Consider the following 20798-nt stretch of genomic DNA (forward strand, 5'->3'; position numbering starts at 1 on the left):
CGGGGTCCGGGAACAAGCCTTGGCCCCGGCGGAAGCCCACGGGGGCGAAGCCCCCGTATGGCCTCAGTCGCCCGCGGCCGCCCGCTTGACCATCTCCGCCGCCGCGCGGGTCCTGGCAGTGCGCGTCGCCGCGCGAAGAGCGGTCTCCATGAGTCCACGCATCTCGGACCAGGTGCGATCCCAGGAAATCTGCGCGAGGCGCCTGTCCACCTGCTTCAGCCAGGGCGCGCGGGGACGCGCGAGCATCATGTCGAGGGCACGGGCAAAGCCTTCGGCATCATCGGCGATCTCGACCAGGCCCGCGCTGCCATCCGGCTTCGGGCCCCAGTCGCGCACCACGTCGGTGATCGGCGTGGACACCACGGGGAGGCCCGCGGCCAGGAATTCCGGCGTCTTGGTCGGGCTGATGAAGCGGGTGCTCTCGTTCCGGGCGAAGGGCATGAAGCCTGCATCCCAGGCGCCGAGATAGCCCGGCAGCTGCTTGTAGTCGCGACCGCCGACCCACTGGATGTTCGGCAGACGGGGCAGCTCGGCCGGGTCGATCTTCACCACCGGGCCGATCATGACGAAGGACCAATCGGGCCGGAGCGCGGCGAGTTCCCCGACCAGGGCAGGGTTCATCCGCTCGTCGATCACGCCGAAGAAGCCGATGCGCGGGCGGGCCAGCCCGGCCATGTCGGCCGGCTCGGCAGCGCCGTTGCGCGCGGCGGCGAAATGGGCGGTGTCGATCGAAGAGGGGAAGCAGGAGACGCGGGCATGGCGGTTGCGCTTCGCCTCGTAAAGGCTGCGGCCGCCGGTGAAGACCAGGTCGGCGCGGTTCAGCAGCGCCTGCTCCAGCTCCAGCATCCGGGGCGGGGCGCCCCGGAAGGCGGAAAGCTCGTCCATGCAGTCATAAACGGTGATGTCCGGTCGCAGGTGGGCGGAGAATTCCAGCGCCATCGGGGTGTAGTACCAGGCGATCATCGGCCGGCCGGCCTCGGGCGCCAGCAGGTCGTTCAGCATGCTGCGCTGGGCGGCGATGGCGGCGGCGGCCGGGATGCCTTCCGGCAACAGGGGGACCGCGACGGTGACGCCTTCGGGCGTCCGGTGCAGGTCGAGGCGCGGGGTGACGCCCGGCTGGTAGAGCGGCTCCTCAAGGAAGATCACGTCATAAGTCTGGGCGGCCCGCGTCAGCAGGTGCTGCGGCCGCTGGAAAACGAAATTCCAACGAAGGTGGGAGAGGCAGAGCAGCAGCGTCGACGGCATCGGGCGCGCGGTGGCCACGCGCGGGGCAGCGCTGCCCGGCAGGACATCGGTCATGGGGGGTCCCTTCAATTGCAGTCGCCGTGAGATCACCAACGGGAACCCGCCGGTGGAGTCCGAACCAAGCTGCAAGCCGCGGGTTATGCGGTTTGAGCCTATGGATCGGTTATGGCATTGCAACGCAGCGAAGCGGCTGGAGGTTCCCGTCGGGAAACCTGGCCCATGCGCAACGGTTCAACCCGGTTCCGCCACTTTGTCGCCGTAATTGCAATGGGTTGCGGCCGGGCAGCGCCAGCATTCGGGGCGCCTCGCCTTGCAGATGTAGCGGCCGTGCAAAATCAACCAGTGATGGGCGTCGCGCAGCAGTTCGGGAGGGCATCGCCTGACCAGCCCATCCTCCACCTCGCGCGGCGTCTTGCCGGGAGCGAGGCCGGTGCGGTTGCCGAGGCGGAAGATGTGGGTGTCGACTGCCATGGTGCTTTCGCCGAAGGCGACGTTGAGGACGACATTCGCCGTCTTGCGACCGACGCCGGGCAGCGCCTCGAGCGCGGCGCGGTCGGTGGGAACCTCGCCGCCATGGCGCTCGACCAGCAGGCTGGAGAGGGCCGCGACATTCTTCGCCTTGCCCTGCCAAAGGCCAATAGTGCGGATGAAGGGGGCGATGCCCTCGGCGCCGAGGGCGGCCATCTCGGCCGGGCCAGGGGCGGCGGCGAAGAGCGCGGGGGTGCATCGGTTGACCGCGGCATCGGTCGTCTGGGCTGAAAGGACGACGGCAACCAGCAGGGTGAAGGGCGTGGCGTAGAGCAGCTCCGTTTCCGGCGTCGGGTTGTGCATGGCCAGCGCGCGGAGGAAGTCGCCGGCCTGGGCGGCCGACATGCGGCGGGCGCGGCGGGGCTGGGTGGCGGTGCCGTGGAGCGGCGTCCTGATTGCGAGGCGGGGCATCGGGGGCGATTCAATCCATGGCAGTCTGCACGGGCCATCCCATCTTCGTGGACGTTATGCCAGCCCCGCCCGACAGCGCACCACAGCCCGTCCTGTTCGAGGCCATCTGTACCCCGGCGCGCAGCCTCGGGCGGCGCGGGATGCGCGTGCTGAGCGTCGCCCTGCTCGGGCTCTCGGCGGCCACGGGGGGGCTGTTCCTGGCGCTCGGGGCTTGGCCGATCCTGGGTTTTACCGGGATCGAGGCGCTGCTCGTGCTCGGGCTGATGACCATGCATCGGCGCTGGAGCGCCCGGGCGATGGAGGTGTTGGTCCTCACCGGAGAGCGGCTGACCATCCACCGCACCGACGGGCGCGGGCGGCGGGAGGAGATCTCCATCGACCCTTATTGGGCGCGGCTGCGGTTGGAGGAGCGGCCGGGGCGTGTCAGCCTGCTGGTGCTGCGGCAGCGCGGCAGCGAGGTGGAGATCGGCCGTCTGCTGGGCGATGAGCAGAAGCGGAGCCTGGCCGGCGCCCTCGATCAGGCGTTGCGGCGGCTACGGGAGCCGGTCTTCGACAACCCGCAGCTGCGCGATCAAGAGGGCGCTATTCGGCCGGGGTCAGGCTCTTGATGAGGTCGAAAACGCGCTTGCGGACCGAGGGATCGGTGATGCGGTAATAGGCGCGCACCAGCTCCAGCGTCTCGCGCCGATGGAGGGTATCGTCCTCGAAGGCGTCCTGGCTGTCGGCAAAGCCCATGGCGCGGCGGACGCCGTTCATCGAGCCGCCGACGGCATCGGGCATGTCGTCGAAGAAGAAGCCGATCGGCACGTCGAGGACGCGGGCGAGGTCGAAGAGGCGGCTGGCGCCGATGCGGTTCACGCCGCGCTCGTATTTCTGCACCTGCTGGAAGGTAAGGCCGAGCGCCTCGCCGAGCTTCTCCTGGCTCATGCCGAGCAGGGTGCGGCGCAGGCGGACCCGTGTGCCGACATGCACGTCGATCGGGCTTGGGCGGGGCTCACGCGCGATGCGGTCCAGGGGTTCGTCGCTCGGCATTCCTGTCTCATCCCAATCCGAGGCGCCGGTCGTCCGGCAGCCCAAGGCTGCGGCCCAGGCACGGGCTGCACCAGCAGCGGCCGTTCCTTAATGACTCTTTTACGCGCAGCGTCGGGGAGCGTCAATACTTTCGAGATTTCTCAATAAAGATCACGCTCGCGGCGCGGGCGTCGAGACCGTATGGGATACAACCCTGGGCCGCAAACCCCAGGCCAGACCCAGGACGAGCAGGGCGAGGGCGAGGGGAATCGCCAGCCCGAAGCGGGCGAAGGGCGGCGGCGCATCGGGCCCCGGGAGCGCGACCTCCGCGGTACCCATGCTGCCGAGCGGGATTGCCACCAGACGCCGTCCGCGCGAATCGAAGAGGGCGGAGATGCCGGTCTGCGCCGCACGGGCAAGCGGCAGGCCCTCCTCCACCGCGCGCAGCCGCGCGGCGGCGAGGTGCTGCCAAGGCCCGGTGGAGATGCCGAACCAGCCGTCATTGGTGATGTTGACCAGCCAGTCCGGCCGCGGCGCGGGAGTGACCGCGGCGGGGAAGATCACTTCGTAGCAGATCAGCGCGCCGAAGGACGGCAGGCCGGGCGGCGCCAGGCGCTGCGGGCCGGGGCCGGCGGTGAAGTCCATCCCCCCCGTCACCAAGCGGATCGGCAGCAGGCCGGAAAGCGGCATGTACTCGCCGAAGGGGACGAGGTGGGACTTGTCGTAGATCGCCTCCACCCGGCCTTCCGAATCGAGGGCGACGAGGCTGTTGAAGACGCGCTGCAGCTGCCCGTCCGGCGACCACTCGCCGCGCACCGTGCCGGCGAGGAGCGTCGCGCCGGGCGGGAGGGCGGCGGCGGCCAGGCGCTGCACCTCCGGATCCTGAGCGAGAAGGAAGGGGCTGGCGGTTTCCGGCCAGATCACCACCAGCTTGCTCCCGGGAGTGGCGTGCGACGCGGCCTCCGCGGTCAACTGCAGGTAGCGCTGGAAATTGGGCATCCGTTGTTCGGGACGCCACTTCACCTCCTGCTGGATGTTGCCCTGCACTAGCAAAAGTTGCACCCCGGGGGCCGGCGGCTCTGGCTGCGCGAGGCGCCAGGCGCCGAATCCGGCCAGCGCGGCGAGCACGGCCGCCGCCCCGGCCCAGGGCCGCCAGCCCGGCAGCAGCGGAAGGGCGGCCAGCAGCATCGTCAGCAACGAGAGGCCATGGACGCCGATCAGCGCCGCCGGCTGGATCGGCAGGGCGGCGAAGGCCCAGACCGTGCCCATCAGGTTCCAGGGGAAACCGGTGAGGAGGAAGCCCCGGGCGAGCTCCGCCAGCACCCAGGCGCCGGCGAAGCCGAGCAGCCTCGGCCACCCCGCCGGCAGCGCACGGGCGACCAGCACCGGCGGCAGCACGAACAGGGCGAGCGGAATGGCGATGGCCGGCGCCGCCAGCGGCACGAGCCACCAGAAATCCGCCACGTCGGTCAGGATGGCATGGGTGACCCAGTAGATGCCGGCGAGGCCATGGCCCCAGCCCCAGGCGAAGCCGAGCCAGGCGGCGCGCCGGCCGCTCGGCGCCGCCACGACCAGGGCCAGCAGGCCGGGGATGCCGATCAGCAGCACCGGCACGGCATGCACGGGCGGCAGGGCGAGGGCAGAGAGCAGCCCGAGGCTAAAGGCCGCCGCCAGCTGCCGCCGCCAGGGGAACGCGACGAGGTGCGCGAGAAAGGATGTAAGCACCGTCGCAGCTAGACCGCCTCGGGCGGCCAGGGCAAGCGGCAGGCTCGTGTCAGCCGAAGGGTTCGACCGCGACGACGCGCCAGCGCGGCGGCAAGTATTCCTGGAGGGCGAGGGACAGCACTACTCCGTAGCCGGGCTGGCTGGTGGAGGCGAGCACCAGCCGCGCCGTGGCGAGGCCCGTGGTTTCGATCGCGGGGTCGGGCCAGCCCGGCCCGACCCGTGCCTGGACCAGTGCCGCCAAGCCTTCCGGCGTCGCCCGGTGCTGCTGCACGCTGCGGCTGAGGCTGGCGAGGAAGGCGATGTCCGGCCCCGCCCGCGGCGGAGCAGCGTGTCGAAGTGCCTCCCAGTCCACCAGGGCGGTGAGGCTGGCCCGGTCCGCAGCGCGGAGGGCCACCGCCACCTCCCGCGCCGCTTGGCGTGGGGCGGCAAAAGCAGTGGCCGCCATGGCGAGCAGGGCGAGGATGGTCATGAGCACCAACAGGACGCGCCCATTGCGCCGCCGGGCGCGAGTTGGCGCCAGCGCCTGGCGCCGCGTGGGATGATGAACGGCGTCGTAGCCGGCCCAGACTTCGTCCCAGAGATCATCATGGGCGCTTGACCGCGCGTCGAAACCCGAGCGCATCATGACCCACCTCCGGCGAGGACGGCTGAGAGGAAACATCGCCTTTCTAGAGATCGTCCCACTATCGTCTCCGCAGTCTCAATAAATGGGATTTTGTCTCGTCGGACTGAACGATTGGTTAAAGCGTGCTGCCGCGCTCCAGACAGGCCAGGACCTTCCGCATGAGCCTTTCCCCCGGCAAAGCCCTGCCGCTGCTCGCCCTGGCGCTGCTGGGCTGCAAGACGCCGACGCCGCAGGCCGAGAAGGACTGGATCTTCGCCTGTCCGGAGCCCGAAAGCCGCGTCACCGAGGATGACGGCCGTAGCCTTACCTTTACCGGGACGGACCCGGCGGATCCCTCGGTCTGCACCGCGCGCACGGCGAGCGATGGGGCAGTGCGGCTGATCTGGGGCATGGTCGAGGACGCCAGCAGCGAGGGGCATGGCCACCCGGCGGGGATGCAGAGCCTCTTCCCGGCGAAGACGGGAGCGAATGCGAGCTACACCGCGACCGTCTCCTATCCCGGCAGCGGCATCCAATACCCCTTTGAGACGCGCTGGCGGGTCGTCGGCTTCGAGAAGCTCGAGGGGCCAGCGGGACGCTTCGACACGGTGGTGCTGGAGCGGATGGCGAACGGCACCGGCGCCAATGCGCAGCAGAGCTTCACCGTGCGTTACTGGCTGGAGGGCGTTTCCGGCATCCTGCTGCAGCGGAAGGTGACGCTCGGGCGGGGGGCGACGAGCCTGTTGCGGGACATGCGGGCGACCGCCTTCAGCCCGCCCCCGCCGCCGCCCCGCCAGCCGCCCCCGGCAGGGGCGCCATCCGGCCCACCGTCAGGTTGATAAAGGCATTTCGAACCATTGCAGTCCCGCAAGGCGGGCCCATCTCCGAGCGCGTAGCTGGGTCATCACCTACGAGCCTTGGGAAACCGCATCGTGAACATCCAGACGCCGAATCACATCATCGACGCCAAGGCTTCGCTGGAGGGCCGGCCGAGCAGGGAGGAGGCGGAGGCCGCCGTCCGCACCCTGCTGCGCTGGACTGGCGACGACCCGGACCGCGAGGGACTGGTCGATACCCCGGCTCGCGTCGCTCGCGCCTATGAGGAATTCTTCGCCGGCTACGCCGTCGACCCGGTGGAGTTGCTTGCCCGCTCCTTCGAGGAGACGGACGGCTACGACGAGATGGTGGTGCTACGCGACATCCGCATCGAGAGCCATTGCGAGCACCACATGGTCCCAATCATCGGCCGGGCGCATATCGCCTACCTGCCGGCGGGGCGCGTGGTCGGCATCAGCAAGCTGGCGCGGGTGCTGGAAGTCTATGCCAAACGGCTGCAGATCCAAGAGAAGCTGACCGCGCAGGTGGCCAACTGCATCAACGACGTGCTGAAGCCGAAGGGCGTCGCCGTGGTGGTGGAGGCGGCGCACCAGTGCATGACGACCCGCGGCATCCACAAGCCGGGCGTCACCATGGTGACGAGCCGGATGCTCGGGGCCTTCCGCGACGATGCCTCCACCCGCCGAGAGTTCCTGGCGATGATCGGCGGGCCGCGCGTCTCCGCCGAGGGCTAGGGCGGTTTCCGTTCGCACTGGCTCATGGAGCCCGCTCTAATCTATTGATTTGCGGGCAAATTACTCCAGTCAGATGAATTCCATCTGATTGGAGCTTGCTCTAGCGGCAGTCGCGCCGGGCGTAGCGCTCAGCGCGTGCGGCGCGGCCCATGTCGCGGCCACGGCCGGTGGTCGAGGCGACGGCGGCCGCATCCTGCGCCTCGCCCACCGCTTCGGCGCAATAGGGATCGACCGGAGCCTGGGTCGCATAGCCGGTAGGCGGCAGCGGCGCGGCGTAGGATGGAGCCTGCGAATAGACCGCCGGCGGCGGCTGTTGCTCGCTGACTGGGACGCGGACCATGCAGGCGGTGAGGGACAGGGCGGCGAGGGGCAGGACGAGGCTTCTCATGCTGCCCCATCGCGTGACAAGGTGGAAGGTTCCGCCTCCGGCGCTCAGGGCAGGGTCTCACGCCTCGGGGCGGATCCGGGCGCGAGATCCTCGACGCCCACCTGGCCGGGGCCGGGCGCCGCCATGCCGCCATCCGCATCGGAGGCGATCGGCGAGATCCAGTCCTTCAGCGCGCGCCGAAGCTGGAATTCAAACTCCACATTGAGGTCGTCCATCGCGCGGCGCAGCAGGGCCTCGGGCGCGTTCGGCCGCTTGGCTTCCGGCCCGCTGACCGAGCGGGTGACCGCCGCCTCGGCGAAGCCGACCCGGCTGCCGAGGCCGGAGAGGATCTCCAGCCGGCAGCCGAGAAGGCATGTGAGCGCGTCCTGGCTTTGGATCACCTGCGCCTGGCTGACGGTGAAGCGGGCCTGGCCGGTGGTACCGGTAGCGATCAGCCGGTCGCGGGCCATGATCCGCACCGCCTCCGGCGCCGAGGGGGTGAGCCGGGCGCCGACATCGCCGGGCACCGGGGACGGCGCCTCCTCGGCGATATCGATGCCGGTGACGTTCAGCGGCAGCGGCGAGAGGTATTTGTAGCCGAGCGGACCGGATGGCAGCGGCACCGGCTCCGGCCGGCCCGCGCAGGCGGCGGCGAGCAGGGGGAGCAGCAGGATGCTGCGCCGGTCGGGCATCGGGGGACCTCCAGCCGAATGGACACCATGGGTGGTACGGCTCATCCGGCCGTGCCGCTACCCTGGATTTCCGTGCGGTCGAAACGGAAATCGAGGTTGCAGAACTCGCAGGTCATGGTGATCGCGCCATCCTCCTGCGCCATGTGATCCAGATCCTCCTGGCCGAACCGGGAAAGCACGCCAGCCAGGCGCGAGCGCGAGCAGCGGCAGCCATAGGAGAGAGGCCGCGGACGGTCCACCTCCAGCCCCTCCAGGTGGAAGAGCCGATGCAGCAGGGTCTGGGAGGGCAGGGCGTCGTCCAGCAATTCGGCATCGGTGAGGGTGCCGACCAGGGCGAGGGCGGTGCGCCAGGCTTCCTCCTGCGCTGCCTCGTCCAGCTCGGGGCCGATGCCGCCCGTGCCGGCGACCTTCTCCATGATGAGCGCGGAGGCGCGCCAGCCCGCCTCGGTGCGGTCGCAGGCGAGGCGCACATGGGCACGGAGCTGTTCCGAGGTCTCGAAGTAGTGGCCGGTCATCGCCGCAAGGGTCAGGCCATGGATCTCGACGATGCCCTGGTACCGGTCCATGTCCGGCCCCTGGTCCGCGGTGAAGGCGAGGTAGCCGCGCCCGAGCAGCGCCGCGGCATCGCCGACCGGGTCCTTGGCCAGCAGCTTCGTCAGCGCGGTCATGTCCGCGCGGGCATAGCCGCGCAGCGCGCCGGCCTCGGTGCAGTCGGCGAGCAGCATGGAGACCGGGCCGTCGCCCTTGGCCTGGAGCGAGAAGCTGCCCTTGAATTTCAGCGCACCGGCGAGGCCGGCGGTCAGCGCCAGCGCCTCCCCTGCAAGGCGGGTGACGGTGGGGTGATTCTCGTGCCGGGTCAGCAGCGCATCGGCGAGCGGGCCGAGGCGGATCAGCCGGCCACGCACCGGCTTGTCAACCAAGTGGAAGGGCAGGATGCCGCGCGGGACGATGATATCCGGCACCGGGGGCCGGTCATGCTGGAGGAAGTCGGGCGTCGAGGAGGGTTGGGTCGGGTCAGGCAACGTCGGGAACCTTGGTGCTTCGGCCCCATAGATAGGGGCGCGGATGGGCCACGCCCACCCGCCGCGCCGATCAGCCTGCGCCGAGCGCCCAGAGCAGCACGCCCTTCTGGGCGTGGAGCCGGTTCTCTGCCTCGTCGAAGACGACGCTCTGCGGCCCGTCGATCACTTCCGCCGCCACCTCCTCGCCGCGGTGGGCGGGGAGGCAATGCTGGAAGATCGCGTCCGGCGCCGCATGGCGCATCAGCTCCGGTGTCACCTGGTAGGGGGAAAGGAGGTTGTGGCGATTGGGGCCGGCGCCGTCATCGCCAGTCTCGTCATTCATCGAGACCCAGGCATCGGTGACGACACAGCGGGCGCCGCGGACGGCCTCCACTGGGTCGTCGGTGAGCTCGATGGCCGCACCCTGGGCGCGGGCCCAGTCGACCACCCATTGCGGCGGACGCAGCTCGGGCGGCGTCGCCAGGCGCAGGGTGAAGCCGAAGCGGGCGGCGGCCTGGATGAAGCTTTGCGCCACGTTGTTGCCGTCGCCGACCCAGGCCACGACCTGGCCGGCGATCGGGCCGCGATGCTCCTCGAAGGTGAGCACATCGGCCATGAGCTGGCAGGGATGCGAAATGTCCGTCAGCCCGTTGATCACCGGCACGGTCGCATGCGCCGCCATCTCGCGGATGCGGTTCACGTCATGCGTGCGCATCATGATGGCGTCGACATAGCGGGAAAGGACCTTCGCCGTGTCGCTCAGCTCCTCGCCGCGGGAGGACTGCATGTCCCGCGCATTGAGGAAGACGACGTCGCCGCCGAGTTGGCGGATGCCGACCTCGAAGCTGACGCGGGTCCGGGTCGAGGGCTTCTCGAAGATCAGCGCCACGGTCTTGCCGGCGAGCGGCCGGGCGCCGAGGCCGCGCTTGGTTTGGGCGGCGAGGTCGAGCATGCGGCGCAGCGTCGCCGGCTCGAAATCCATTAGCTCGAGGAAGTGGCGGGGGGCCTGTTCCCCCCCGCCGGCCATGGGCTTCAAGGCAGCACTCATTTCGCGGCGTCCCGGGCCTTGCTCGGCGTGCAGCGCAGGCAGGCGCGGTCGAGCAGGCGCAGCGCCTCGTCGGCTTCCGCCTCGGTGATGATGAGCGGCGGCGCGAGGCGCAGCACGTTCATCCCGGCGGCGACGGTCAGCAGGCCTTCCGCGGCCGCGGCGTTCTGCATCTCGCCGTTGCTGACCTCCGGCCGCAGCTTGAGGCCGACCAGCAGGCCGGCGCCCTGGACGCCTTCGGCCACCGCCGGGTGGCGATGGGCGAGTTCGAGAAGGCCGCGCCACAGGTGCCGGGCCACGCGGTCCACGCCGTCGAGGAAGCCGGGGGCGAGGATGACGTCCAGCACCGCATTGCCGGCGGCGCAGGCCAGCGGGTTGCCGCCATAGGTGCTGCCATGGGTGCCGGGCTTGAGGTACTGCGCGACCCGCTCCTTCGCCAGGATGGCGCCGAGCGGGAAGCCGCCGCCGATGCCCTTGGCCGAGGACATGACATCCGGCTCGATCCCGGCCCACTGATGGGCCCAGAGCTTGCCGGAGCGGCCCATGCCGGTCTGCACCTCGTCGAGCGCGAGGAGGATGCCGAACTCGTCGGCCGCGGCGCGGAGCTGGCGGAGGAAGTCGAGCGAGGCCGGGCGCACGCCGCCCTCGCCCTGGATCGGCTCGACCATGATGGCCGCGGTGGTGCCGTCGATGGCGTCGCGCAGCGCGTTCATGTTGCCGAAGGGCACGTGCCTGAAGCCCTGCACTGCGGGGCCGAAGCCGGCGAGGTACTTCTCGTTGCCAGTCGCAGCGAGCGTCGCCAGGGTGCGGCCGTGGAATGCACCCTCGAAGCAGATGGTGACGAAGCGCTCCGGATGGCCCTGTTCCGCATGGTATTTGCGGACGGCCTTGATCATCCCCTCGTTCGCCTCGGCGCCCGAGTTGCAGAAGAAGACGCTGTCGGCGAAGGAGGTCTCGACCAGCCGCGACGCCAGCTTCTCGGCCTGCGGGATGCGGTAGAGGTTCGAGGTGTGCATCACCCGCGCCGCCTGCTCGGCGATGGCCTGCACCAGGTGCGGATGGGCATGGCCGATGGAGGCGGTGGCGATGCCGGAGCCGAAATCGAGGAATCGTCGGCCGTCCCCGGTCCACAGCCAGGCGCCCTCGCCCCGCTCGAAAGCGAGGTCGGCGCGGTTGTAGGTGGGCATCAGGGACGGGATCACGAGGTCATCGACTCCAGACTTCTCCCCTGGCCCGCGCGGATCGCGTGCCCTTTGGAGAGAAGCCGCGGATTTGGCCGCAATCGGGCCGCGCCGTCAAACCGTCCTGGATGAAATTTGCAGCCATGGCGGGGGAATTGGCTTCCCCCGCCCGCAGGCCGGTCAGCCGCGGCGTTCGGGCTGGCCCTCGTAGGTGAAGGTCGGAAGGCTGCCGAGGCTCTCCTTGGTGGCGCCAGCCAGCGTCCAGCGGCCATTGCTGTTGGCGGCCATGTTCAGCCGGTCATAGGGCACCGCGACGAGCTTGGCGCCGATGCCGAGGAAGCCGCCGACCGAGATCACGGCCACCGGGGCGCTGCCGCCGGGCGGGATCAGGATGTCGTCGATCTCGCCGATGCTCTCGTTGTTCTCGTTGTAGACGGCGGAGCCGATCACCTTGCTGGCGCGGCGGCCGCTGCGCAGCGCGCTGCTGTCGACGGCAAGCGCGCCCGTGCTGGCGCCGGCCGTGGTGGAGGGCGCGGCGGCGGGGCGGTTGTTCTCCGGCTGGGCGCCGGTGGTGTTGGTGCCGAGGGCGCGGTCCACCGCACGGCCGGCGGCGGTGCCGGGCGGGTTGCCGGGCGTGCCGTCGGCCGGGGTGCGGTTGCCGGTGACGGCATCGGTGCTGCGCTGGGTGGCGGTGCTCGGCGGATTGCCGGGCGTGCCGTCGCGCGGCGCCGCCTGGGCGAGCAGGCCGCCGGAGGCATTGCGCGGCTCGCCCAGGGTCTGGCCCTGGGCCAGCACCGGGAGGGCGAGCAGCGCGGCGGCGGCGGTCATGGCGAGGAGGGAATCACGGGTCGTTCGCATGGGCGGCGTCACCTTTTTTGCTTGGCCCGGCGGACCGGGTTGGGCCAGGGAAACGCCGCCGAACGAGACGTGGTTGCCTCGGTGGCGCAGCCGCGACGGTGACAACCCAGGGCTGTGATGGCCGGGGCTGCGATCCGGCTTAGACCGGGTCGCCGGTTTCCGCGGCCAGGCCGGCGGCCTCGATGCCGGCGACTGCGCAGACCTCGTCCTGGGCGGAGACGTCGCCGCTGATGCCGACCGCGCCGAGGATGAGGCCGGAGGAATCGCAGGCCAGCACGCCTCCCTGGACCGGCACGGCCTTGCCGCCGGAGAGGTCCGACAGGGCATTCATGAAGCCCTGCATCGACTGGGCGCGGCGGGCCAGCTCACGGCCGCCGAGGCCCAGCGCCAGGGTGCCATGGGCCTTGCCCTCGGCGATCTCGAGGCGGAGCAGGGAGGCGCCGTCCTCGCGCTGCACCGCCTTCACCTGGCCCCCGGCATCAAGGACGACGACGGTGAGCGGCAGCAGGTTCAGTTCCCGCCCCTTGGCCAGGGCTGCGGCGATGATGGCATTGGCCTGGGCGAGGGTGAGGCCATTGGTCGGGTAGCGGGCCATGTTGGGGTTCTCCGGTCGTGGTCGCCCCTGCCTATGCCCGGCCGGAGGGAGGTTCGCCAGCCCCGGCGGGATCGTGGCAGAGTGCCGCGCATGACGAAGGAGAAGGCCAGGCGCCAGCCCATCCCCGCCGGACCGCCGCCGGACGAGGCCAAGTTACGCGAGGCGGCGCTCGTCCATCTCGCCCGCTTCGCCGCAACGGAGGTCGGCCTGCGGCGGGTGCTGGAGCGCAAGGTGGACCGCTGGGCGCGGCGGGCCGAGGCGGAGGGACTGGACACCACGCTCGCAGCCGGGGCGCGGGCGCTGGCGGCGCAGGTAGCGCGGCAGATGGTGACGCTCGGCGCCGTGGACGACGCAGCCTTCGCCATGGCGCGGGCGCGGCGGCTGGCCAAGGCGGGCCGGTCGCGGCGCGCGATCGCGGCGCATCTCGCCGGCAAGGGTGTGGCACGAGAGGTGGCGGCCGCGGCACTGCCGGAGGAGGAGCTGGACGCCGCGCTGGCGCAGTGCCGGCGCCGGCGCATCGGCCCCTTCGCGCCGGCGCCGATGGAGCGGGAGGCGCGCCTGAAGGCGATGGGCGCGCTGGCGCGGGCCGGATTTGGGCGGGATGTGGCGGAGGCGGCGCTCGACATGGCCCCGGAGGAGGCGGCAGAGCGCCTTTTTCGGCTGAAGCAGGGCTAGCCGGCCTTCAGCCCCGCATCCTCCACGCGGATGGTGCCGGTGGTGCAGGGATCGACCCTGCGCAGCTCGGCGGTGCGGCCATCTGCCCAGACCACGCGCAGATCCTGTGCTCCCGGGGCGGTCGGGCGGTAGCGGGCGCTGCGGCCGGGGCGCAGCACCTCCTGCCCGAGCCGGTCGCTGCCCCAGCCTTCCAGCGAAAGCCGGGCGAGGAACAGGCGGTCCACCGTGCGGGAGGAAACGTTGACGACCTGCATCTCGCCCGCGCAGCCGCCTCGGGCCGGCGCCTCGGCCATGCTTCGGTCCGGCGGCGGGGAGCATGCGGCAAGGCCGAGGGCGAGGGTGATGGAAGCCAGGGCGCGTCCCGGCATGCCGGCGGGTCCTCAATGGAGGCCGCGACGATACGTTGGTGGACCGGGCGGCGGCAAGCGATGCTTCAATCTGCGGTTGCTACGTCGTCCCGGATGATGATGCGGCGGGCGTGACAGCCATTGATGCCGCCGAGCTCGATCGCCCGGCCGGTCACCCAGACCGCCCGCAGCCGCCAGGGGCCGGGGCCGTCGAAGGTGAGGGGCATCCGCCCTGCGGCCGCCAGGGCGGGCGCCTGGCCGAGCAGGTCCGGGCCCCAGTCCGGCCCGGAGGCGAGGAAGAGTTGCTCGATGGCGAGGGAGGAGGCGTTCTCCACCGCCGCCCCGGCCGGCCCGCAGGCGCGCCCGCCGCCGGTGCAGCCCGCCAGCGCCGCCAGCAGGGCGAGGGTCGCAAGGTGGCGCATCAGGCCGGGTCGATGGGGGAGGGCGGGGTGCCGCCGGCCTCGATCGCCTCGGCGGCGGCGAGCAGGATATCCTCCCGGTAGCGGCCGGCGACGAGCTGCACGCCGACCGGCGCCGTGCCCGCGAGGCCGGTGCTGACGGCGAGGCCGGGCAGGCTCAGCACCGGCAGGCCCACCTGGGGGAGCTGGGCGGCGATGACGCGCTGGAAGCCCTCGAAGCTCTCCACATCCGCATGGTCGGGGAAGGGCAGGGCGCCGGAGACGGGCATCAGCGCCACCGGGTAGCGCTCGAGGAAGAGCAGCCATTCGCGCAGCAGGGTGAGGCGGCGCTGGAGCGCGTCCTGGAAGGCGTCGAGATCGGGGGCGGGGCTGAGCCGCTCCATAAAGCCGTAGACGGCAAGCGCATCCGGATCGGCCTCGCGGGCAATGGCCGTGTTGCCGCCGCGGCGCATCTCGGCGAGCCATAGCGTCGCCTGGAGGCGGGCGCATTCGCCGAGCGGAGGGAGGGCATCCACCTCCTCCACCTGCCAGCCGGCGGCGACGAGGCGGGCTGCGGCGTCGTGCAAGGCCCGGACGATGGCCGGATCGACCGGCATGCCCTCGGGGGCGATGCAGAGGGCGGCGCGCTTCGGATAGGCCGGGCCTTCGAGGGGCGCCGGGGTCCACCAGGGGTCGCGCGCATCGGCGGCGCTCATCGCGGCGAGGCCGAGGCGGAGATCGGCGATGCTGCGGGCGAGCGGGCCGGAAACGGCCATCAGCTGGCCGCCGATGAAGCGGTCGGCCGCGGAGGCATTCCAGGCGGGGATGCGGCCGAGGGTCGGGCGCAGGCCATGGATGCCGCAGGCATAGGCCGGGTAGCGGATGGAGCCGCCGATATCCGTGCCATGACCGATGGCGCCGACGCCCGCCGCGGTGGCCGCTGCCGCGCCGCCGGAGGAGCCGCCGGGAGTGAGCGCCGGGTCGCGCGGGTTGCGCGTCGCGCCGTGCAGCGAATTGCGGGTGAACCAGCGGAGCGAGAAGGCCGGGGTGTTGGTGCGGCCGAGGATGACGGCGCCGGCCCGCCTGAGATTGGCGACGACGGGGCTGTCCTGCGTGGCCACCAGCCCCTCCTGCAGCCGGAGGCCGTTGGTGGTGGGCCAACCCTCCTGGTCCGCATTCACCTTCACCGTGACCGGCACGCCGGCGAGCGAGCCCGGGTCCTCGCCGCGGCCCAGCGCGGCGTCCACCGCATCGGCGGCGGCCAGCGCCGCGGCCGGGTCATGGGCGATGACGGCGTTGATCCTGGGGTTGACCGCATCGAGCCGGGCGAGGGCAGCGGCGGTGGCCTCGCGGGCCGAGGCCTCGCGCCGGCGGATGCGGGCGGCGAGGTCGGTGGCGGTCAGCCGCCAGAGTTCGGTCATGCGGGGCTCCTGGTGCGAGGCGGCGGCACTGTTTCCCCGCCGCGCCGGCGGGTCAACCGGGGGCGCTGGCGAGCAGCAGGACGCCGCCGCAGATCAACCCGATCGCCGCCATCTTCTGGGGCCCGAGGCTCTCGCCGAACATCAGGTGGCCGATCACGGCGACGGCCACGTAGCTGGCCGCGGTGCAGGGCAGGGCGATGCTCATCGGGATGCGGCGCAGCGCCACGATGTAGAGCAGCGCCGCACCGCCATAGGTGGCAAGGCCGATGATCGTCATCGGGCGGAAGAGCTGGGACAGGAAATGCCCCTCCGACACCGCGCCGGCCTTCAGCATGACCTGGCCGACAAGCGAGGTTGCGATGGCCAGCGCCAGCGCGGCCCAATAGGCGCTCACTGGCCGCGTTCCTCCGGGATGCGGGGCGGCACCACCTCGCGCACCACCCCCTGCGGCTTGCCGTTGGCCGAAAGGAAGGCGCGGCCGACATACTCGCCGAGCACGCCGAGGATGAGGAACTGCACGCCGGCCAGCAGCAGCGTCGTCGTCATGGAAGAGGCCCAGCCGGAGGGCGTGCCGCTGCCTATCAGCGCTTCCACCACCACGGCGATGGCGCCGAGCAGGCCAAGGATGCCCATCGCCACGCCGGCCAGGATGGCGAGGCGGAGCGGCAGGATGGAGAAGTTGGTGGCGAGGTTCAGCCAGAGCAGGACCAGGCGCTTCAGCGTGTAGTTGGAGCGGCCCTCGGCGCGAGCGAGATGCATCACCTCGATGCTGTCGATGCGCTGCGTCACCTGCATGACGAGCCCGTCCACATAGGGGTAGGGGCCACTGTAGCGGGCGACCTCGGCGACGACGAGGGCGCTCATGCAGCGGAAGGACGAGAGGTAGAGCCCCTTCGGCTTGTCGAGCAGCATGTCGGCGACGCCATTGGCGAAGCGGCTGCCGAGGTTGCGCCAGCCCTCGTGCTTCTTCTCGGCATAACGGGTGTAGACCACGTCCCAGCCGCCCAGGCGGGCGTGGTCGTAGAGCTTCAGCACCTCCTCCGGCGGGTTCTGCAGGTCGTCATCCATGGTGATGACGTAGGCGCCGCGGGCATGGCGGAGGCCGGTCATGACCGCGTTGTGCTCGCCGAAGTTGCGGGCATGCTCGACATAGGTCAGCGGGATCGTCGCCGTCGCGGCCAGCGCGCGGCACACCTCGCCGGAATTGTCCGGGCTGCCGTCGTTCACCAGCACCACCTCGAGCCCGCCGGCGGGGCGGAGCGCGGAAAGCGCCTCGACCAAGCGCCCGACCGTCGCGGCACCGCGATAGACCGGGACGACGATCGACAGGCCGACCGGACGGCCGGAAACCTCCGGCAGTGCCTGGGAAAGCTTCAGGTCCTCGAAACCCATAGCGGGAAACCTCATGCGCGGATGGCGGTGGCGAGAATGGAGCCGCCGGCGGGAAAAGGGAGGCCGAGCCGCATCAGCCGGCGTTCCAGCACCGTCACCGCATGCAGGCTACGATCGAGCCAAGGCGGAAACGGGGCAACATCGGAGCCATGATGGGGCGCGCTGGCCAGGAGCTTGCGCTGGGCGGCCATCACCGGCAGCAGCAGCGCGTTCCAGTAGCGGGTGCGGATGGCAGTGAAGCCCGACGCTCCCAGCAGGCGCCGGACCCCGCCGGCGGTGAAGCGGCGGATGTTGCGGACCCGGAGGTCGTGGGCCGAGCGCAGCCAATCATAGGCCGGCAGGTTCAGCAGCAGCAGGCCGCCGGGGGCGAGGACGCGGGCCATCTCGCCCAGCGCCGCATCCGGCTCGACCGCGGCGTGGGAGAGCACGTCGAGGCTGGCGACGGCGCCGAAGCGGCCAGCGGCGAAGGGCATGGCGTTCACCGAACCGATGGCGACCGGCACGCCAGCCTTGGCCCGGGCGCGGGCGGCGGCGGCGGGGAAGTATTCGAGGCCGGTCGCCTTCAACCCGGGCCGGGCATCGCGCAGCCGGGCGAGGAAGCCGCCGGTTCCGCAGCCGGCATCGAGCAGGCCGCCCGGGCCGATCCGTACCGGCTGGAGCGCGGCGATGGCGTGGGCGTGCAGGGCGCGGTACCACCACATGCCCTGCTCGGCGGCATCCATCAGGTCGTATTCGGCGGGTTCCACACGGCGCTTCTGACGACAAGGCACGGCGAAAACAAGGCGCAGCCGTGGCGGCATTCCGTTCTGCCTTGCGAAGCATGCACCTTCGGTTATTCCAGGCAGGGGTAAGGCGCCACCTGTCCCTCTGCTGATCGCCCGCCCCCTCCGCCCCTTGGCCGCGCGGGGCGGCAAGGAGTTTGCCGTGTCGGAGCCTGCCTGCTGCCTGCCGTCCTCCAGACCCGGGAGGCCCGGCTGATGCGCACCGCGGCCCTGCCGCTTGCGCCCAGCTTCCGCGCCGCGCCCACCGGCGAGGAGGCGATGCGCGGCCTCGCCATCGTGGGCCTCGGCTACGGGGTGGTTTCGCTGGCCGATGCAACGGTGAAATGGGTGATGCCGGAGATCGGGCCGGCCGCGGCGCTGATCTGGCGCGGCCTGATCGGGGCGCTGCTGGTCTTCCTGCTGGCGCGCGGGCGGGGGCTCATCCCGGTCAACCGGCGGCTGCTCGCGGTGCGGAGCCTGCTGCACTGCTGCGTCTCTATCACCTGGTACTACTGCTGGGCCGCCGGCGTCTCCTTGGCCGACAGCTATGCGGTGGCGAGCGCCTCGCCCCTGCTGATGACGCTGCTGGCGATCCCGCTGCTCGGCGAGCGGGTTGGCTGGCGGCGCTGGACCAGCACCATGGTCGGCTTCGGCGGCGTCCTCTTCATGCTCCAGCCCGGGGGCGAGCTGTGGCGCATTGAGTCGCTCATCCTGCTGGTGGCGACGGCGGTGATGGCGCTGACCCGCATCTGGACGCGCATCCTGACGCGAACCGATGGGCCCTACGCCATCGCCTTCTGGCTGCTGCTGGCGCATGTGCCGGTTGGGCTGCTGGGACTGCCCTTTCCCTTCCTCTGGCCGGCAGCGGGCGGGCCGCCGCCGCTGCTGCCGAGCCTGCTCGGCGTGGCCGCGCTGGTTGCCTTCGGCCTCGCCAATGCGGTGGCGCAGATGCTCTTCGCCCGCGGCTTCGCCCTGGCGCCGATCCAGGCGATCGCACCCTTCGAATACACGCCGCTGCTCTGGGGCATCGGCCTCGGCTTCCTTATCTGGGGCGAGGTGCCGGCCTGGACGACGCTCGGCGGCGCCGCGGTGGTGATCGGGGCGGGGCTCTACAACGTCCACCGCGAGCGGGTGCGGCGGGCGGCCGAGCGCCGCACCGGGGCAGGCTGATGGCCTTCCGCCACGACATCCGGCGGGGCGCGCTCTGCATGCTCGCCTCGCATGCCCTCTTCACCGCCATGAACGTGCTGGTGAAGGAGCTGGGCGGGCGCATCCCGGTCGTGGAGCTGATGGTCTTCCGCAGCGTCTTCGCCTTGCCGGTGCTGATGGTGATTTTGATGCGCTCCGGCCTCGGCCTCGGCAGCCTGCGGACGCGGCGCTTCGGCGGGCATGCGCTGCGGGCCGGGAGCGGCATCGCGGCGCAGTCCTGCGGCTTCTTCGCGCTGACCCTGCTGCCGCTCGCAGAGCAGACGGCGCTGGGCTACACCCAGCCGCTCTTCGTCACCATGCTGGCGATCCCCTTCCTCGGCGAGCGGGTCGGCATCCACCGCTGGTCCGCGGTGGGGATCGGCTTCTGCGGCGTGCTGGTGATCGCGGCGGCGCAGGGGGCGCTGGGCGGCGTCGCCGGCGCGCCGGTGATGGGCATCGCCACCGCCGTCGCGCAGGGGATGTTCTCGGCGCTGACCACGCTGCTGGTGCGGCAGCTCTCGGCGACCGAGAGCTCCACCACCATCACCCTCTGGCAGTCGCTGCTGATGGGCGGCTTCGCCCTGCTGCTGCTGCCCTTCTTCTGGGTGACGCCGACGCCGCTCGAACTCGGGCTGCTCATCCTGATGGGGCTGGTCGGCGGCGCGGCACAGTGGCTGCTGACCGAGGCCTGGGCCAGCGCGCAGGTCTCGGCGCTGGCGCCCTATTCCTATTCGGCGCTGCTCTGGTCGATGCTCTTCGGCTTCCTCGCCTTCGGCGACCTGCCGGGGCCGGCCATGCTGGCGGGGAGCGTGTTGATCGTCGCCGCCGGCTTGTACATCCTCCACCGGGAGCTGGTGCGCCGGAAAGCGGTGCCGGCCGCGGAGGAACCTAAGGCATGAGCATCCCCTTCCTGACCAGCGACGGCCTGGCGCACGGCGCGGTCGAGCAGGTGGCGCCCGGCGTGCGGCGGCTGGTCTGCAACAACCCCTCCGCCTTCACCTTCCGCGGGACCAACACCTACCTGATCGGCCAGGGCGAGGTGGCGGTGCTCGATCCCGGGCCGGAGGACGAGGCGCAGCTGGCCGCGATCCTGCGGGCGACGGAAGGGGAGACAATCACCCGGGTGCTGGTCAGCCATACTCACCGGGACCATTCGCCCGGCGCGCGGCCGCTCGTGGCGCGGACCGGGGCGATGACCTTTGGCTTCGGCCCGCATGTGACGCCGCCCGAGGCAGGCGGGGAGGGGGGCGACCACGGCTTCCACCCGGATGTGCGCCTCGCGGATGACGAGGTGCTGGAGGGCAAGGGCTGGCGGCTGCGGGCGCTGCACACGCCGGGGCATTGCGCCAACCATCTCTGCTTCTCGCTGGAAGGGACGGGCATCCTGTTCAGCGCCGACCACGTGATGAGCTGGTCCACCAGCGTGGTCAGCCCGCCGGATGGCGACATGGCGGACTACATGCGGAGCCTCGAGCGGGTGATGGCGCGGGACGACCGGCTGCTGCTGCCGGGCCATGGAGCGCCGCTCACCGAACCGAAGCCCTTTCTCGCCGCGCTCAAGGCCCATCGGGAGGAGCGGGAGGCGAAGGTGCTGGCGGCGCTGCGGGCGGTGGGGCAAGCGACCCCGGCGGAGCTGGTGCCGCCGGTCTATGGGCCGCTCGATGCGCGGCTGGTGGGGCCTGCGGGGCGCAGCCTGCTTAGCCACCTCCTCAAGCTGGAGGGCGAGGGCCGGGCGGCGCGAGACGGGGAGCGATGGATGGCGGTCTAGGCCGGTCTATGCCC

The 20798-nt window shown here is 71.4% G+C and carries 25 protein-coding genes; 7 read left to right on the forward strand and 18 right to left on the reverse strand.

Annotated features, from left to right (window positions below; all coding sequences use genetic code 11):
• Nucleotides 1–63: 63 nt before the first annotated feature.
• Together LH62_RS15130 and nth are read right to left on the reverse strand one after the other, a co-directional pair.
• Entirely contained in the window at nt 64–1299 is a 1236-nt protein-coding gene (locus LH62_RS15130) for a glycosyltransferase (RefSeq protein ID WP_082012589.1), read from the reverse strand.
• 177 nt (nt 1300–1476) lie between these two features.
• Nucleotides 1477–2184 carry an endonuclease III gene (gene nth / locus LH62_RS15135; RefSeq protein ID WP_052214533.1) on the reverse strand — a complete coding sequence of 236 codons (708 nt, stop codon included), beginning with the start codon at nt 2182–2184 and terminating at the stop codon, nt 1477–1479.
• A gap of 17 nt (nt 2185–2201) precedes the next feature.
• Between nth and LH62_RS15140 the strand changes: the two genes are divergently transcribed.
• Entirely contained in the window at nt 2202–2792 is a 591-nt protein-coding gene (locus tag LH62_RS15140; RefSeq protein ID WP_052214534.1) for a DUF2244 domain-containing protein, read from the forward strand.
• Here LH62_RS15140 and LH62_RS15145 read toward each other — a convergent pair.
• The 3 genes from LH62_RS15145 to LH62_RS15155 all read right to left on the reverse strand — a co-directional run bounded on the left by LH62_RS15145 (nt 2767) and on the right by LH62_RS15155 (nt 5545).
• Entirely contained in the window at nt 2767–3216 is a 450-nt protein-coding gene (locus tag LH62_RS15145; RefSeq protein WP_043362605.1) for a helix-turn-helix domain-containing protein, read from the reverse strand. The two genes, LH62_RS15140 and LH62_RS15145, sit on opposite strands and share 26 nt — an antisense overlap.
• Nucleotides 3217–3366: 150 nt before the next feature.
• Nucleotides 3367–4920: an apolipoprotein N-acyltransferase gene (lnt, locus tag LH62_RS15150; protein ID WP_043362608.1), complete on the reverse strand. Its 1554-nt coding sequence runs from the start codon at nt 4918–4920 to the stop codon at nt 3367–3369.
• 49 nt (nt 4921–4969) lie between these two features.
• Nucleotides 4970–5545, reverse strand: coding sequence for a hypothetical protein (locus LH62_RS15155; protein ID WP_043362611.1), 576 nt, complete (start codon nt 5543–5545; stop codon nt 4970–4972).
• Nucleotides 5546–5703: 158 nt separating this feature from the next.
• Between LH62_RS15155 and LH62_RS31165 the strand changes: the two genes are divergently transcribed.
• On the forward strand, nt 5704–6363 hold the full coding sequence (locus tag LH62_RS31165; protein ID WP_043362615.1) for a hypothetical protein: 660 nt from the start codon (nt 5704–5706) through the stop codon (nt 6361–6363).
• 93 nt (nt 6364–6456) lie between these two features.
• Nucleotides 6457–7095 (forward strand): GTP cyclohydrolase I FolE, encoded by a 639-nt coding sequence (gene folE, locus LH62_RS15165; RefSeq protein WP_043362617.1) that lies wholly within the window; start codon nt 6457–6459, stop codon nt 7093–7095.
• A gap of 100 nt (nt 7096–7195) precedes the next feature.
• Here folE and LH62_RS15170 read toward each other — a convergent pair whose 3' ends face one another.
• From LH62_RS15170 to LH62_RS15200, 7 genes are all read right to left on the reverse strand, one after another.
• On the reverse strand, nt 7196–7483 hold the full coding sequence (locus tag LH62_RS15170; protein ID WP_043362619.1) for a hypothetical protein: 288 nt from the start codon (nt 7481–7483) through the stop codon (nt 7196–7198).
• A gap of 44 nt (nt 7484–7527) precedes the next feature.
• Entirely contained in the window at nt 7528–8154 is a 627-nt protein-coding gene (locus LH62_RS15175) for a hypothetical protein (RefSeq protein ID WP_043362621.1), read from the reverse strand.
• 41 nt (nt 8155–8195) lie between these two features.
• Nucleotides 8196–9176 carry an Hsp33 family molecular chaperone HslO gene (locus tag LH62_RS15180; RefSeq protein ID WP_043362624.1) on the reverse strand — a complete coding sequence of 327 codons (981 nt, stop codon included), beginning with the start codon at nt 9174–9176 and terminating at the stop codon, nt 8196–8198.
• A gap of 70 nt (nt 9177–9246) precedes the next feature.
• Nucleotides 9247–10203, reverse strand: a complete 957-nt coding sequence (argF, locus tag LH62_RS15185) for an ornithine carbamoyltransferase (RefSeq protein WP_043362626.1) — start codon at nt 10201–10203, stop codon at nt 9247–9249.
• Nucleotides 10200–11402 (reverse strand): aspartate aminotransferase family protein, encoded by a 1203-nt coding sequence (locus tag LH62_RS15190; protein ID WP_043362629.1) that lies wholly within the window; start codon nt 11400–11402, stop codon nt 10200–10202. Before LH62_RS15190 ends, argF begins: the two co-directional genes overlap by 4 nt.
• A gap of 159 nt (nt 11403–11561) precedes the next feature.
• A complete protein-coding gene (locus LH62_RS28455; RefSeq protein ID WP_052214535.1) occupies nt 11562–12239 on the reverse strand; it encodes a PRC-barrel domain-containing protein in 678 nt (225 codons plus the stop codon).
• A gap of 139 nt (nt 12240–12378) precedes the next feature.
• Nucleotides 12379–12834, reverse strand: a complete 456-nt coding sequence (locus tag LH62_RS15200) for a heme-binding protein (protein WP_043362631.1) — start codon at nt 12832–12834, stop codon at nt 12379–12381.
• 90 nt (nt 12835–12924) lie between these two features.
• On the opposite strand from LH62_RS15200, the gene LH62_RS15205 reads away from it, so the two are divergent.
• Complete coding sequence (locus LH62_RS15205) at nt 12925–13509, forward strand: RecX family transcriptional regulator (protein ID WP_043362633.1); 585 nt, start codon at nt 12925–12927, stop codon at nt 13507–13509.
• On the opposite strand, the gene LH62_RS15210 is transcribed toward LH62_RS15205, so the two are convergent.
• The 6 genes from LH62_RS15210 to LH62_RS15235 all read right to left on the reverse strand — a co-directional run bounded on the left by LH62_RS15210 (nt 13506) and on the right by LH62_RS15235 (nt 17813).
• The gene (locus tag LH62_RS15210) at nt 13506–13877 is read right to left on the reverse strand and encodes a hypothetical protein (protein WP_043362634.1); all 372 of its coding nucleotides are present in this window, start codon (nt 13875–13877) and stop codon (nt 13506–13508) included. The two genes, LH62_RS15205 and LH62_RS15210, sit on opposite strands and share 4 nt — an antisense overlap.
• 65 nt (nt 13878–13942) lie before the next feature.
• Nucleotides 13943–14278 (reverse strand): hypothetical protein, encoded by a 336-nt coding sequence (locus LH62_RS15215; protein WP_043362636.1) that lies wholly within the window; start codon nt 14276–14278, stop codon nt 13943–13945.
• Nucleotides 14278–15675, reverse strand: a complete 1398-nt coding sequence (locus LH62_RS15220; RefSeq protein ID WP_043362638.1) for an amidase family protein — start codon at nt 15673–15675, stop codon at nt 14278–14280. Before LH62_RS15220 ends, LH62_RS15215 begins: the two co-directional genes overlap by 1 nt.
• Nucleotides 15676–15727: 52 nt before the next feature.
• On the reverse strand, nt 15728–16069 hold the full coding sequence (locus LH62_RS15225) for a multidrug efflux SMR transporter (RefSeq protein ID WP_043362640.1): 342 nt from the start codon (nt 16067–16069) through the stop codon (nt 15728–15730).
• Complete coding sequence (locus tag LH62_RS15230) at nt 16066–17067, reverse strand: glycosyltransferase family 2 protein (protein ID WP_052214536.1); 1002 nt, start codon at nt 17065–17067, stop codon at nt 16066–16068. Before LH62_RS15230 ends, LH62_RS15225 begins: the two co-directional genes overlap by 4 nt.
• 11 nt (nt 17068–17078) lie before the next feature.
• Nucleotides 17079–17813, reverse strand: a complete 735-nt coding sequence (locus LH62_RS15235; protein WP_052214996.1) for a class I SAM-dependent methyltransferase — start codon at nt 17811–17813, stop codon at nt 17079–17081.
• 231 nt (nt 17814–18044) lie between these two features.
• On the opposite strand from LH62_RS15235, the gene LH62_RS15240 reads away from it, so the two are divergent.
• From LH62_RS15240 to LH62_RS15250, 3 genes are read left to right on the forward strand one after another with little or no spacing between them, the layout of a single operon-like run.
• The gene (locus tag LH62_RS15240) at nt 18045–18998 is read left to right on the forward strand and encodes a DMT family transporter (protein ID WP_236552557.1); all 954 of its coding nucleotides are present in this window, start codon (nt 18045–18047) and stop codon (nt 18996–18998) included.
• Nucleotides 18998–19915, forward strand: coding sequence for a DMT family transporter (locus LH62_RS15245; protein ID WP_043362642.1), 918 nt, complete (start codon nt 18998–19000; stop codon nt 19913–19915). Before LH62_RS15240 ends, LH62_RS15245 begins: the two co-directional genes overlap by 1 nt.
• Nucleotides 19912–20784 carry an MBL fold metallo-hydrolase gene (locus LH62_RS15250; protein ID WP_043362645.1) on the forward strand — a complete coding sequence of 291 codons (873 nt, stop codon included), beginning with the start codon at nt 19912–19914 and terminating at the stop codon, nt 20782–20784. The genes LH62_RS15245 and LH62_RS15250 overlap by 4 nt, the downstream gene beginning before the upstream one ends.
• The last annotated feature ends 14 nt before the right edge of the window (nt 20785–20798 follow it).

The organism is Belnapia sp. F-4-1, assembly GCF_000802185.1.
GTDB lineage: Bacteria > Pseudomonadota > Alphaproteobacteria > Acetobacterales > Acetobacteraceae > Belnapia.

Bases quoted from the DNA above. Each gene is read 5' to 3' on its own strand.
- LH62_RS15155 (WP_043362611.1), bottom strand. From the start codon at position 5,545: ATGATGCGCTCGGGTTTCGACGCGCGGTCAAGCGCCCATGATGATCTC.
- LH62_RS28455 (WP_052214535.1), bottom strand. From the start codon at position 12,239: ATGCGAACGACCCGTGATTCCCTCCTCGCCATGACCGCCGCCGCCGCG.
- LH62_RS15170 (WP_043362619.1), bottom strand. From the start codon at position 7,483: ATGAGAAGCCTCGTCCTGCCCCTCGCCGCCCTGTCCCTCACCGCCTGC.
- LH62_RS15210 (WP_043362634.1), bottom strand. From the start codon at position 13,877: ATGCCGGGACGCGCCCTGGCTTCCATCACCCTCGCCCTCGGCCTTGCC.
- LH62_RS15220 (WP_043362638.1), bottom strand. From the start codon at position 15,675: ATGACCGAACTCTGGCGGCTGACCGCCACCGACCTCGCCGCCCGCATC.
- argF (WP_043362626.1), bottom strand. From the start codon at position 10,203: ATGAGTGCTGCCTTGAAGCCCATGGCCGGCGGGGGGGAACAGGCCCCC.
- LH62_RS15200 (WP_043362631.1), bottom strand. From the start codon at position 12,834: ATGGCCCGCTACCCGACCAATGGCCTCACCCTCGCCCAGGCCAATGCC.
- LH62_RS15245 (WP_043362642.1), top strand. From the start codon at position 18,998: ATGGCCTTCCGCCACGACATCCGGCGGGGCGCGCTCTGCATGCTCGCC.
- LH62_RS15145 (WP_043362605.1), bottom strand. From the start codon at position 3,216: ATGCCGAGCGACGAACCCCTGGACCGCATCGCGCGTGAGCCCCGCCCA.
- LH62_RS15240 (WP_236552557.1), top strand. From the start codon at position 18,045: ATGCGCACCGCGGCCCTGCCGCTTGCGCCCAGCTTCCGCGCCGCGCCC.
- LH62_RS31165 (WP_043362615.1), top strand. From the start codon at position 5,704: ATGAGCCTTTCCCCCGGCAAAGCCCTGCCGCTGCTCGCCCTGGCGCTG.
- LH62_RS15215 (WP_043362636.1), bottom strand. From the start codon at position 14,278: ATGCGCCACCTTGCGACCCTCGCCCTGCTGGCGGCGCTGGCGGGCTGC.
- nth (WP_052214533.1), bottom strand. From the start codon at position 2,184: ATGCCCCGCCTCGCAATCAGGACGCCGCTCCACGGCACCGCCACCCAG.
- LH62_RS15205 (WP_043362633.1), top strand. From the start codon at position 12,925: ATGACGAAGGAGAAGGCCAGGCGCCAGCCCATCCCCGCCGGACCGCCG.
- LH62_RS15130 (WP_082012589.1), bottom strand. From the start codon at position 1,299: ATGACCGATGTCCTGCCGGGCAGCGCTGCCCCGCGCGTGGCCACCGCG.
- LH62_RS15250 (WP_043362645.1), top strand. From the start codon at position 19,912: ATGAGCATCCCCTTCCTGACCAGCGACGGCCTGGCGCACGGCGCGGTC.
- LH62_RS15140 (WP_052214534.1), top strand. From the start codon at position 2,202: ATGGCAGTCTGCACGGGCCATCCCATCTTCGTGGACGTTATGCCAGCC.
- LH62_RS15175 (WP_043362621.1), bottom strand. From the start codon at position 8,154: ATGCCCGACCGGCGCAGCATCCTGCTGCTCCCCCTGCTCGCCGCCGCC.
- LH62_RS15230 (WP_052214536.1), bottom strand. From the start codon at position 17,067: ATGGGTTTCGAGGACCTGAAGCTTTCCCAGGCACTGCCGGAGGTTTCC.